The organism is Tabrizicola sp. M-4, assembly GCF_051132405.1.
Taxonomy (GTDB): Bacteria; Pseudomonadota; Alphaproteobacteria; order Rhodobacterales; family Rhodobacteraceae; genus Paragemmobacter.
The window spans coordinates 481232-491993 of sequence record NZ_CP128606.1; the positions used below are offsets into that span (position 1 = coordinate 481232).

A 10762-nucleotide genomic window follows, 5' to 3' on the forward strand; every position below is an offset into this window, starting at 1 on the left:
CCGCACCCCCGGGGGTAATGGGGCCGAGACGAAGCCGGAAGGGATTGCGCTTAGCGCGTCGGGCCGAAGGCGCCCGGTCCGCGCAGTTTGGCGTGGCGGTTGACATCCTTGTAAAGGAGGTAGCGGAAGGGACCGGGGCCTGCGGCATAGCAGGCCTGCGGGCAGAAGGCGCGGAGCCACATGAAATCGCCTGCCTCGACCTCGACCCAGTCGGTGTTCAGCTTGTAGACCGCCTTGCCTTCGAGGACGAAGAGGCCGTGTTCCATGACATGGGTTTCCTCGAAAGGAATGACGCCGCCGGGTTGGAAGGTGACGATGTTCACATGGGCATCGTGGCGCAGGTCGGCGGGATCGGCGAAACGGGTGGTGGCCCAGCGCCCCTGCGTGTCGGGCATGGCGATGGGGGCGAGGTCGCGTTCGTTGATCAGGATCGGGTCAGGGATGGCGAGGCCGGGCGCGGGTTCGTAGAGCTTGCGCAGCCAGTGGAAGCGGGCGGGTTCAGCGCCTTCGGCGAGCAGGGTCCAGCGGGTGCCGGGTGGGATATAGGCGTAGGAGCCGGATTCCACCTCTTGTGCCTGATCGCCGATGGTGAGGGTGGCGAGGCCATGGGTGAAGAAGAGCCAGTGTTCCGCGCCGGTTTCCGGATCGGGCGCATCGGAGCCGCCGCCGGGGGCGACCTCCATCACATATTGGCTAAAGGTTTCCGAGAACCCTGTCATCGGGCGGGCGATCAGCCAGAGGCGGGTTTTTGCCCAGCCCGGGAGATAGCTGGTGACGATGTCGGAAAAGACGCCCTTGGGCAGGAAGGCATAGGCCGTGGTGAAGATGGCGCGGCCGGTCATCAGGGCGGTTTGCGGCGGCAAGCCGCCGGTGGGGGCGTAATAGCCGGTCATGGCAGGATGTCCTTGAGGCGGAGTTCGGCGATGCGTTCCACCTGCGCGCAGGCGGTGGTGAATTCGGTGGCGGTGTCGTTGCCGATGCGGGTGGCGAAGGCCTGAAGGATCGAGGCCTTGGTGTTGTCGCGCACGGCGATGATGAAGGGGAAGCCGTGCTTGGCGACGTATTCGGTATTGAGCCGCTGGAAGGTGGCGCGTTCGTCATCGGTCAGCGCGTCGAGCGCGGCGCTGGCCTGTTCGGCGGTGGATTCGGGTGTCAGGCGTTTCGCGGCGGCGAGTTTCCCGGCAAGGTCGGGATGGGCGCGCAGGACGGCGAGGCGCTGGTCGGGCGAGGCGCTGCGGAAGATGCGCGCCAGCGCGTTGTGCAGGCCCGTGGCGCAGTCATGCGCGGGGCCGAGTTCCAGCGCCCATGCGCCTTCGGCGATCCATGGGGAATGTTCGAAGATGCCACCGAAGCGTTCGACGAACCTGTCGCGGGTCATTTGCGAAGGGCGTTCGATGCGGTGGTGGGGGTGGGTGGCGGCCCAGTGGCGGGCGATGTCGATGCGGCGGGCGAACCAGACGCCTTCGTGGGATTGCGCGTAGTCGAGGAAGCGTTTCAGCCCCGCGATCTTGCCGGGGCGTCCGATCAGGCGGCAATGCAGGCCGATGGAGAACATCTTGGCGCGGCCTTGCTGGCCTTCGGCATAGAGGGTGTCGAATGTATCGCGCAGGTAGGTGAAGAACTGCTCGCCCTCGATATAGCCCGGGGCGGTGGCGAAGCGCATATCGTTCGCCTCAAGCGTGTAGGGGATCACCAGTTGGTCGCGGTCGCCGAGTTCCAGCCAGTAGGGCAGGTCGTCATCGTAGGTGTCGGAGATCCAGTCGAGGCGGGCGGTTTCGGCCGTGAGGTGGACGGTGTTCATGGAGCAGCGGCCCGTATACCAGCCGCGCGGGGGTTCGCCTGTCACTTCTTCATGCAGGCGGAAGGATTCCGCGATCTGGGCGCGTTCGACATCCTCGGGCATGTCGCGGTGATCGACCCATTTCAGGCCGTGGGAGGCGATTTCCCAGCCTGCCGCCTTCATCGCGGCTACCTGTTCAGGGTTGCGGGCGAGGGCGGAGGTGACGCCGTAGATGGTGACGGGCAGGTTGCGTTCGGTGAAGAGGCGGTGAAGGCGCCAGAAGCCTGCACGTGCGCCGTAGTCATAGATCGACTCCATGTTCCAGTGGCGCATCGCCGGCCACGGGGTCGCACCGGCTATGTCGGAAAGGAAGGCCTCGGACTGGGCGTCGCCGTGCAGGAGGTTGTTCTCGCCGCCCTCTTCATAATTGAGGACGAGGGATATGGCGATCTTTGCCCCCCCCGGCCATTTCGCATCGGGCGGGTTGGGGCCGTGGCCCCGGAAATCGCGCGGATAGCGGTTCACGTCGGTGATCCCCGTTTGTGCTGTGCTGCGGCAAGCTTAGGCGGGAAGCGCGTCGGGGTTTATCAAAAAATGCCAGAAAGACCTATCCGGGTGCGATCCTGTCGCGCGGTGGTCCGGGTTGAGGTTAGGATGGGGTGGTAAGGCAGGAGGATGGCATGGCCGGTGGACGCTTGACGACGCATGTTCTGGATACGGCGCGGGGGAAGCCTGCGGCGGGGGTGACCATCGCCCTGTATCGGGTGAGCGGCAATTCGCATCGCAAGATTGCCGAGACGGTGACGAATGCGGATGGGCGGACCGATGCGCCGATGTTGGCAGGAGAGACCTTCTCCGAAGGGACCTATGAATTGGTCTTTCATGCGGGGGAGTATCTGCGGGCAACGGGGCAGGCGGGAGAGGGGGTGCTGTTCCTTGACCAGATCCCCATCCGCTTTGGCGTGCCGGATGCGGGGCAGCATTACCATGTGCCGCTGCTGATTTCGCCCTTTGCCTATTCGACCTATCGCGGGTCCTGATCGAGCGGGTTGATCAGTTCCACCCCGGTGCCCGCGAAGGCGTCGGGGTTGAGGGTCGCAAGCCTTGCGCCATTGGCGCGGGCGATGGCGGCGTTCTGGGCCGCGACCATGGGAATGGGCCGTGTCATACGCGCGGAGCGGGCAAGTATGGCGGCAAGGTCGCGCGCGGCCCCGCTGTCGAGCGAGAGGACGCGCCCCGAGAAATCCTCGGACACCATGGCGTCGATCTGGGCGATGGTGCGTTGGCGCAGGCCGTCGGGCAGGCGGGCGGCGGCGGCGAGGAGTTCCGCCTCGGTCACGGTGGAGATGTAGAGACTGGCCGCCGGATTGGCGGCGAACCAGTCGAGCAGGCGGGGGTCCGGCACAGGCTCCATCAGGGCCGAGAGCACCGGGGTGTCGAGCAGGATCATGCCTGCCGGTCCATGAGCGGAAGGGTGACGTTCAGCGCGGCAAAGCGGGCGGCGATGACGGTGCCGATATTGGCGCGCGGGTCGGCGGCACCGACCGCCTGACGCAGGGCGTCGCGGGCCTCCTCCTCCATCGAGCGACCGCGAGCTGCGGCACGCAGCTTGAGCCGGGCTTTGACGTCGTCTTCCAGATTGCGGATGATGATGCTGGCCATGGTCGATGTCCCTTTCTGCCCCCGCAGGATGGAACGACCGACATCACTGATATCTTAAGAACCCATACCTTTGCCGCGCCTGACCCCACCTGCGGATGCCAAAATGCGTAAAATGCGGCGGCGATCGGGGGTGAGGGCGGCGTCGATCAGGCCCTGCAGCAGGCCGCGTTCGCGCAGGTGAGGGGCGAGGCGGGCATGGGTAAGGGCGGGAAAAAGCAGGTGGTCCACCCCTGGCGCAGGGGGGAATGCCATGGCCTGATCCCGGTCATCCAGAAGTCCGTGGCAGAGGATCGTCCAAGTGTTTGGCATGTAGGGCGGTGGGCCGGGATCGGCGAGGCGGGCGGTCCATCGGTGCCAGCGCGGATCGTGCAGACGCGATTGCGGACCAAGGGCGATGATAGCATCTACTGGGATATGAGCCGCCGCGCGCAGAGCGCAGACGGCCCCCATGGAGGAGCCTGTGGCGAGGGTCCGGCGGGCGGGACCTGCGGCCTCGCGCGCTGCTTGCAGCAGGGCTGGAAAACTAGGGTCGAGGCCGAAGCTGCGGCTTTCGTCCATGAAGAAGAGCGCGCGGCGGTTGCCAGCGCGGGCGGAGGCCACGAACTCGGGCGAGGGTATGCGCCCTGCGTCGTGGCCGATGGAGGAGAAGGCGAGGACTAGCGCATCACCGGTGCCATCGGCGATAGCAACGCGCCACGGCGGGGCGTCGATCAGGGTTTCCAGAGTCACGGGCTGGGGAAGGCTGGCAGATCTGCCATGCGGGCGGTCATGTCGGCCTTGATGCGGGTGACGATGTAATCGGTGAAGAGGCGGACCTTTGGGTCCTTCAGCCTGCGATGCTGCGACAGGACGGATAGCTGCGTGGGAAGCGGCGGCGTCGCGGTGGCGACGGGGACGAGAGTGCCTTCCTTCAGATGCTCGGCCACTTCGAAGATCGGTTTCAGGACGATGCCCCGACCGTCGAGCGCCCAGCCCGTCAGCACGTCGCCATCGTCGGATTCGTAGGGGCCTGTGATCTCGAACCGTCGGGGGCCGTCGGGGGTTTGCAACGTCCACTGGAATTCCTTGGCACCGGGGAAGCGGAGGTTGAGGCAATCGTGCCGGTCGCCCACCAGCGCCGCGCCATCGGCGGGTATGCCGCGCCGGGCGATATAGGCGGGGGCGGCGCAGAGGATGCGCGGGCAGTCGGCGATGAGGCGGACCTTGAGGGTGGAATCCTCCAGCAGTCCGAGGTGGAAGGCGATGTCGAGCCCTTCGGCCGTGACGTCGATCACGCGGTCGGACAGGCGGAGGCGGACCTCGATCTGGGGATACTGGTCCTTGAAGGCAGGGACATGGGGCGCAATGAAGCGGCGGCCGATGCCCAAGGGAGCCGCCACGAAGATGGTGCCGCGCGGGTTTTGCGTGACATCCATGACCGCTGCCTCGGCCTCGTCTATCGCCTCTAGGATGCGGCGCGCGCCGTCATAGAAGATGCGGCCGTTCTCGGTGGGTTGCAGGCTGCGGGTTGTGCGGTTGAAGAGGCGGACGCCGAGATGCTTTTCCAACTCGGATATCCGGGCAGAGGCGACGGCGGGAGAGCAGCGCTGATCGCGGGCGGCCGCACTCATGCTGCCCAATTCATGGACACGCACGAACATTCTGATGTTGTTCACATAGGACATGGCCGCCGCGCCCCATTCTTTGCCGCGATTTGAAAGTGATTGGGCATTTGCAGGATTAACAGGGGAATGCGCAGCGGTATAGCCTTTCAGCAAAAGGACAGGGGAGCCGCGCCGATGGAAGGTATCTATGATTGGGCCGTGCTGTGGGAATGGGTGGAGATCGCGGCGCGCTGGACGCATGTGATCACGGCCATCGCGTGGATCGGGTCGTCCTTCTATTTCATCGCTTTGGACCTTGGGCTGCGGAAGGCGCCGGGGATGCCGGAATTGGCCCATGGCGAGGAATGGCAGGTCCATGGCGGCGGGTTCTATCACATCCAGAAGTATCTGGTGGCACCGGAGCGGCTGCCCGAACATCTGACGTGGTTCAAATGGGAAAGCTATGCGACCTGGCTTTCGGGGTTCGCGATGCTGGTTCTGGTCTATTACCTGGGCGCGGACCTTTACCTGATCGATCCGACGGTGATGGAGTTGCAGACGTGGCAGGCGGTCGCGATTTCGGTCGCGTCGCTGGCCTTTGGTTGGCTGGTCTACAACACGCTGTGCCGGATTTTCGTGAATGCGAACCAGACGGGGCTGATGGTGGCGCTGTTCGTGGTGCTGGTGGCTATGGCCTGGGGATATACGCAGGTGTTTTCAGGGCGGGCGGCGCTGCTGCATCTGGGGGCATTCACGGCGACCATCATGTCGGCCAACGTGTTCATGGTGATCATACCCAATCAGAAGATCGTGGTGGCGGACCTGAAGGCAGGTCGCACGCCAGACCCGAAATACGGCAAGATCGCCAAGCAGCGCAGCACGCACAACAACTATCTGACGCTGCCCGTGCTGTTCCTGATGCTGTCGAACCATTATCCGCTGGTCTTTGCCACGCAGTACAACTGGCTGATCGCGTCTTTGGTGTTCCTGATGGGTGTGACGATCCGGCATTGGTTCAACACCCAGCATGCCCGCAAGGGAAGCCCGCATTGGACATGGGCGGCGACGGCGGTGCTGTTCCTGATCATCGCATGGCTTTCGACCGCGCCGATGAAGGTGGCGGCGCCGGGCGAGGAGGAGGGCGCGGCACTTTCGGGCGCGGCGCTGACCTATGCCTCGTCCACCGGGTTTGACGATGTGGTGACCATCGTTCAGGGGCGGTGTTCCATGTGTCATGCGGCGGAACCTGCATGGGACGGGATGTATTGGCCGCCGAAGGGGGTGGTGCTGGAGACGCCCGCGCAGATCGCGCATGAGGCGCGGCGTATCTATCTGCAGGCCGGGGTGTCGCATGCCATGCCGCCGGGCAATCTAAGCTATATGGAGCCCGAGGAACGGGCCGCCATCGTGGAGTGGTTCCGCAGCACAGGTGTGGGCGGGGTCGAAGGCTAGTCGCGGGTGAAGCGCCAGACGGTGTGCTGGCGGTAGTCCTGCCCCGGTTCCAGCGTGATGGAGGGAAAGCCCGCGTGGTTGGGCGCATCGGGCCAGTTCTGCGCCTCGATCGCGAAGCCCTCATGCGCGCCATGGCCGGGGCGGAAGGCGTTGCGGCCATCGTAGACCTGAACGCCCGGATCGGTGGTGGAGACGGCAAGGCCGATGCCCGATTGACCGGTCAGGCGGAGCACCTCGCGCAGCGGACCCGGAGCGGTGCCGAGGATGTAGCAATTGTCGAAGAGGTCCAGCCCCGGTTCGATGCGGTGGGCCTTGCGGAAATCCATCGGGGTGCCCTCGACAGGGCGGATTTCGCCTGTGGGAGTGAAGTCGGGCGTGGTGGGAAGGTAACTTTCGGCGGCGATCATCAGGCGGTGCCCGGCCCATGTGGGGGTGCCGTCGAGGTTCCAGTAGCTGTGGTTGGCGAAGTTGACGGGGGTCGGTCTGTCGGTGGTGGCATGCACCTGCAGGTGCAGGCTCGCGCCATCGACATGCCACATCGCCGTGACGCGCCGATTGCCGGGGAAGCCGCCCTCGCCATCGGGGAGGTCGAGTTCGAGGCGGAGGCTGTCTTCCGTCGCCTCGGCCAAGCGCCAGACCTTTAGATGCGTGCCCGCGCTGCCGGAATGGAGGCAATGGCGGCCGTCCTGATTGGCCTCGAAGGTGAGTTCCTGCCCGTCGATGGTGGCGCGGGCATCAGTGAAGCGGTTGACAACCGGCCCGATGAGGGAGCCGTGATAGCGCATGTCGCCTTCGTAATCGGATAGCCGGTCGGAGCCGAGGGTGAGGCTGCGGGAGGTGCCTTCGAGCCAGACCCCTTGAAGGACGGAACCCCACGTCAGGACAGAAGCGGCCAGCCCGTCGCGCCCTATAGTGATGCTCTGCACCGCCTCGCCCCGCGTGGTGATGCCGAAGGGCGTGATGCCTAACTGCCGATCCGTCATGCTTGCCTCCTGCCCCTTTGTGCCAGTGGTGGCCTGTGAGGGGGCAGGGGTCAAGCGCTTAGGAAGCTTGCGCGCAGGCGACCATCGTCTGGGCGAGGTTGCGCAGAAGCGTGGCATAGGCCGCGGGTCCGGGTTCCACTGTGGACCCGTTCGGATCGAGAGCGCCGCCGACCCGTGCGCCAGTGCCTTCGGCCAGTTGCTGGACAAGCGCGGGGTCGTGCTGTGCCTCGGGGAAGAGGCAAAGCGAGGTGCCCGCGGCGACGCCGTCGCGAAGGTCGGCAAGGCGGGCCGCGCCGGGGGCGGTGGCATCGCCGAGGGCGATGGAGCCGAAGATTTCCAGCCCGTAATGGGCGGCGAAGTAACCGTAGGCATCGTGATAGACGACAATCGGTTGGCCCTGCAGCGGCGCGAGGGTGGCGGCGATCTCGGCGTCCAGCGCCTTGATTTCAGCCGCAGCCGCGGCGGCGTTGGCCGTGTAGGTCGCGGCGTTCTGGGGGTCGAGCCGTGAGAGTTCGGCGGAGATTGCGTTCAGCCATGTCTCGGCGTTGGCAGGATCGAGCCATGCGTGCGGGTCGATGCCGTCGTGGCTGTGCCCGTGGTCGTCATGGCCTGCCTCTGCATGGTCATGGTCTGCGTCTTCGGCGGCCTCCTCGTGCCCGTGGTCATGCCCGTGATCGTGCCCGTGGTCATGGTCGCCTTCGGCGCCATGCGCGCCATCCTTGGAAAACTCGCGGGTTTCGGTGCCGGGTGCCTGAAGGAGGGCAAGGCGGGCGGAGCCTTCGCCAAGGCCGTCCAGCGCTCGGTCAAGCCAAGGGGTGAGTTCGGGGCCGATCCAGACCACAAGGTCTGCTTCGGCCAGATCTGCAGCCTGTGAAGGGCGGAGTTGGAAATCGTGTTCGCTGGCGCCTTGCGAGAGGAGCAGTTCGGGCGTGCCGAGATCGCCCATCACCTGCGCCACGAGGGAGTGGACGGGATGGATATCGGTGACGACGCGGGGCACTTCGGCCAGGGCGGGAAGGGTGGTGGCGAGGGTGGCAATGGCTGAGGATATGATATAACGCATTGGTATGGCCCTTCCTTTGGATCACGCGGGCCTATGTATGTTATTATATAACATGTCAAGGGGGCCGCATGGCGCATCTGCATCCGCATGATCATTCCGAGGCCTGCCCCGGCTGTTCGGCACCGCCGGAGGCGGCCTTTGCACGGCATGACCACAGCCTGTGCGCAGATGATGTACTGGCGCGGGCCGAGGCCCTTGCTTCGGCGCAGGGTGCGCGGCTTACGCCGGTGCGGCGGCGCGTGCTGGAGATCCTGCTGGAAGAGCATCGGGCGCTGGGTGCCTATGACGTTTTGCAACGGCTGGCGGCGGAGGGGTTCGGGAACCAGCCGCCGGTTGCCTATCGCGCGCTGGATTTTCTGGTGGAGAACGGGCTGGCCCATCGTATCCGTCGGCTGAACGCCTTTGCGGCCTGTATGCATCCGGGCGAGGAGCATGCACCTGTGTTCCTGATCTGCCGCCAGTGCAACCATGTTGCCGAGGCCCCTGCTGCCGACGTGAGGGCGGCGCTGGACGCGGCGGCGGAGGCGCTGGGTTTCACTGTGGAACGGTCGAACATCGAGGCACTGGGCCTGTGCCCCGCCTGCCGGGAGGCGTGAGGATGGAGGCGCTGATCGCGGCCGAGCGGTTATCGGTGACGCTGGAGGGGCATCCGGTCCTGACGGATGTCTCGCTTGCCGTGCAGCCGGGCGAGATCGTCACCATTCTGGGGCCGAACGGCTCGGGCAAGTCGACCTTGCTGCGGGCCTTGCTGGGTATTCTGTTGCCGAGCGGCGGGCGGGTGCTGCGCAAACCGGGGATGGTGGTCGGCTATGTGCCGCAGAGGTTGGCCATCGACCGCACATTGCCGATGACGGTGCGGCGGTTCCTTTCCCTGCCGAAGCGGGTGGGCGATGCCGAGGCCGAGGCGGCGTTGAAACGGGTGGGCGTGCCGGAGGTTGCCCTTCGGCAGATGGTGGACCTGTCGGGCGGGCAGTTCCAGCGTGTGCTTTTGGCGCGGGCGCTGCTGGCGCGGCCTGACATCCTTGTGCTTGATGAGCCGACGCAGGGGCTGGACCAACCCGGCGAGGCGGCCTTCTATCGGCTGATCGAAGAGGTGCGGCGCGAGACGGGGGTGGCGGTGCTGATGGTGAGTCATGACCTGCACGTGGTGATGGCGGCATCGGACCGGGTGATCTGCCTGAACGGGCATATCTGCTGCGAGGGAACGCCAAGGGTGGTCTCCACCGCGCCGGAGTATCGTGCGCTGTTCGGGTTGGGCACACAGGGGGCGCTGGCGCTGTATCAGCATGTGCATGACCACAGCCATGACCATGGCGAGGGGCATGCGAATCACCACCACGGACATCACCACCCTCATCACACGCATGACCATGCTTGACGACTTCCTGATCCGCGCGGCGCTGGCCGGGGTAGGGCTTTCGCTTGCTACCGGGCCTCTCGGTTCCTTCGTCGTGTGGCGGCGGATGGCTTACTTCGGCGATGCGACTTCCCATGCCGCGATCCTTGGGGTGGCGCTGGCGCTGGCGGCCGATCTGCCGGTGACATTCGGCACGTTGGTGGTTGCGCTGGCGATGGCCTTCACCGTGGCCACGCTGGCCGCACGAGGCTGGGCGATGGATACGACACTGGGGGTGCTGGCGCATTCCGCGCTGGCCTTTGGTCTGGTGGCGGTGAGTTTCGTTCCCGGCGCGCGGACCGACCTTTCGGCATGGCTGTTCGGGGATATCCTTGCCGTGACCCGGGGAGATCTGCTGCTGGTCTGGGTTGGGGCGGCGCTTGTGCTGGGCCTTCTGGTATGGCGGTGGCAGGCGCTGCTGACGGCGACGGTGAACGAGGATCTGGCCCATGCCTCTGGTCTGAACCCCGCGAGGGAGCGGTTGGTGCTGACACTGGCGCTGGCCGTGGTTGTGGCTGTGGCGATCAAGGTTGTGGGTGCGCTGCTGATTGCGGCCATGCTGATCATCCCGGCTGCGGCGGCGCGGGGCCTTGCCCGGACACCGGAGGCGATGGCTGTGATGGCGGCGGTGATCGGGGCTGCGTCATCGGTGGCAGGGCTGCAGCTTTCGCTTTGGCAGGACACGCCCGCGGGTCCGTCGATCATCGCGGCGGCGGCGGTTCTGTTTGCGGCATCGGCGCTGTTCGGGCGGGTCGGACGGCGCTGACTCCTTAGGGCGAGTGGCCGCGGCGAAGTCGCGCATTTTACATGCATGTCGCTTTTGTCTCGCAAGGGTCGGGTTGT

General features: G+C 65.8%; 13 protein-coding genes. 5 read left to right on the plus strand and 8 right to left on the minus strand.

From position 1 onward, the window contains the following. Window positions 1–50 precede the first annotated feature (50 nt). Window positions 51–893 carry a bifunctional allantoicase/(S)-ureidoglycine aminohydrolase gene (locus TabM4_RS02430; RefSeq protein WP_434617914.1) on the minus strand — a complete coding sequence of 281 codons (843 nt, stop codon included), beginning with the start codon at window positions 891–893 and terminating at the stop codon, window positions 51–53. Then, window positions 890–2305: an allantoinase PuuE gene (gene puuE / locus TabM4_RS02435; RefSeq protein ID WP_434617916.1), complete on the minus strand. Its 1416-nt coding sequence runs from the start codon at window positions 2303–2305 to the stop codon at window positions 890–892. Before puuE ends, TabM4_RS02430 begins: the two co-directional genes overlap by 4 nt. A gap of 155 nt (window positions 2306–2460) precedes the next feature. Between puuE and uraH the strand changes: the two genes are divergently transcribed. Beyond that, window positions 2461–2820 (plus strand): hydroxyisourate hydrolase, encoded by a 360-nt coding sequence (gene uraH, locus TabM4_RS02440; protein ID WP_434617919.1) that lies wholly within the window; start codon window positions 2461–2463, stop codon window positions 2818–2820. Here the strand turns inward: uraH and TabM4_RS02445 are convergent. The 4 genes from TabM4_RS02445 to TabM4_RS02460 are packed head-to-tail and all read right to left on the minus strand — an operon-like array spanning window position 2805 to window position 5106. Continuing rightward, window positions 2805–3230 carry a PIN domain-containing protein gene (locus TabM4_RS02445; protein ID WP_434617922.1) on the minus strand — a complete coding sequence of 142 codons (426 nt, stop codon included), beginning with the start codon at window positions 3228–3230 and terminating at the stop codon, window positions 2805–2807. The two genes, uraH and TabM4_RS02445, sit on opposite strands and share 16 nt — an antisense overlap. After that, window positions 3227–3442: a FitA-like ribbon-helix-helix domain-containing protein gene (locus tag TabM4_RS02450; RefSeq protein ID WP_434617925.1), complete on the minus strand. Its 216-nt coding sequence runs from the start codon at window positions 3440–3442 to the stop codon at window positions 3227–3229. The genes TabM4_RS02445 and TabM4_RS02450 overlap by 4 nt, the downstream gene beginning before the upstream one ends. 54 nt (window positions 3443–3496) lie before the next feature. Next, entirely contained in the window at window positions 3497–4171 is a 675-nt protein-coding gene (locus TabM4_RS02455) for a hypothetical protein (protein WP_434617928.1), read from the minus strand. Further along, window positions 4168–5106: a LysR substrate-binding domain-containing protein gene (locus tag TabM4_RS02460; RefSeq protein WP_434617931.1), complete on the minus strand. Its 939-nt coding sequence runs from the start codon at window positions 5104–5106 to the stop codon at window positions 4168–4170. Before TabM4_RS02460 ends, TabM4_RS02455 begins: the two co-directional genes overlap by 4 nt. A gap of 123 nt (window positions 5107–5229) precedes the next feature. Here TabM4_RS02460 and TabM4_RS02465 point away from each other — a divergent pair, with 123 nt between their 5' ends. Then, the gene (locus TabM4_RS02465; protein WP_434621890.1) at window positions 5230–6477 is read left to right on the plus strand and encodes a urate hydroxylase PuuD; all 1248 of its coding nucleotides are present in this window, start codon (window positions 5230–5232) and stop codon (window positions 6475–6477) included. Here TabM4_RS02465 and TabM4_RS02470 read toward each other — a convergent pair. Beyond that, window positions 6474–7460 carry an aldose epimerase family protein gene (locus TabM4_RS02470; RefSeq protein ID WP_434617934.1) on the minus strand — a complete coding sequence of 329 codons (987 nt, stop codon included), beginning with the start codon at window positions 7458–7460 and terminating at the stop codon, window positions 6474–6476. The genes TabM4_RS02465 and TabM4_RS02470 overlap by 4 nt on opposite strands. A 58-nt stretch (window positions 7461–7518) precedes the next feature. Beyond that, window positions 7519–8523 (minus strand): zinc ABC transporter substrate-binding protein, encoded by a 1005-nt coding sequence (locus TabM4_RS02475; RefSeq protein ID WP_434617937.1) that lies wholly within the window; start codon window positions 8521–8523, stop codon window positions 7519–7521. Between the two features lie 68 nt (window positions 8524–8591). Between TabM4_RS02475 and TabM4_RS02480 the strand changes: the two genes are divergently transcribed. From TabM4_RS02480 to TabM4_RS02490, 3 genes are read left to right on the plus strand one after another with little or no spacing between them, the layout of a single operon-like run. Continuing rightward, window positions 8592–9119, plus strand: a complete 528-nt coding sequence (locus TabM4_RS02480; RefSeq protein ID WP_434617940.1) for a Fur family transcriptional regulator — start codon at window positions 8592–8594, stop codon at window positions 9117–9119. Window positions 9120–9121: 2 nt separating this feature from the next. After that, window positions 9122–9901 carry an ATP-binding cassette domain-containing protein gene (locus TabM4_RS02485; RefSeq protein ID WP_434617942.1) on the plus strand — a complete coding sequence of 260 codons (780 nt, stop codon included), beginning with the start codon at window positions 9122–9124 and terminating at the stop codon, window positions 9899–9901. After that, window positions 9894–10685, plus strand: coding sequence for an iron chelate uptake ABC transporter family permease subunit (locus TabM4_RS02490; protein ID WP_434621892.1), 792 nt, complete (start codon window positions 9894–9896; stop codon window positions 10683–10685). Before TabM4_RS02485 ends, TabM4_RS02490 begins: the two co-directional genes overlap by 8 nt. The last annotated feature ends 77 nt before the right edge of the window (window positions 10686–10762 follow it).

Coding starts and splice junctions, on each gene's coding strand:
- TabM4_RS02430 (WP_434617914.1), bottom strand. CDS start 893: ATGACCGGCTATTACGCCCCCACCGGCGGCTTGCCGCCGCAAACCGCC.
- uraH (WP_434617919.1), top strand. CDS start 2,461: ATGGCCGGTGGACGCTTGACGACGCATGTTCTGGATACGGCGCGGGGG.
- TabM4_RS02445 (WP_434617922.1), bottom strand. CDS start 3,230: ATGATCCTGCTCGACACCCCGGTGCTCTCGGCCCTGATGGAGCCTGTG.
- TabM4_RS02450 (WP_434617925.1), bottom strand. CDS start 3,442: ATGGCCAGCATCATCATCCGCAATCTGGAAGACGACGTCAAAGCCCGG.
- TabM4_RS02460 (WP_434617931.1), bottom strand. CDS start 5,106: ATGTCCTATGTGAACAACATCAGAATGTTCGTGCGTGTCCATGAATTG.
- TabM4_RS02470 (WP_434617934.1), bottom strand. CDS start 7,460: ATGACGGATCGGCAGTTAGGCATCACGCCCTTCGGCATCACCACGCGG.
- TabM4_RS02475 (WP_434617937.1), bottom strand. CDS start 8,523: ATGCGTTATATCATATCCTCAGCCATTGCCACCCTCGCCACCACCCTT.
- TabM4_RS02480 (WP_434617940.1), top strand. CDS start 8,592: ATGGCGCATCTGCATCCGCATGATCATTCCGAGGCCTGCCCCGGCTGT.
- TabM4_RS02485 (WP_434617942.1), top strand. CDS start 9,122: ATGGAGGCGCTGATCGCGGCCGAGCGGTTATCGGTGACGCTGGAGGGG.
- TabM4_RS02490 (WP_434621892.1), top strand. CDS start 9,894: ATGCTTGACGACTTCCTGATCCGCGCGGCGCTGGCCGGGGTAGGGCTT.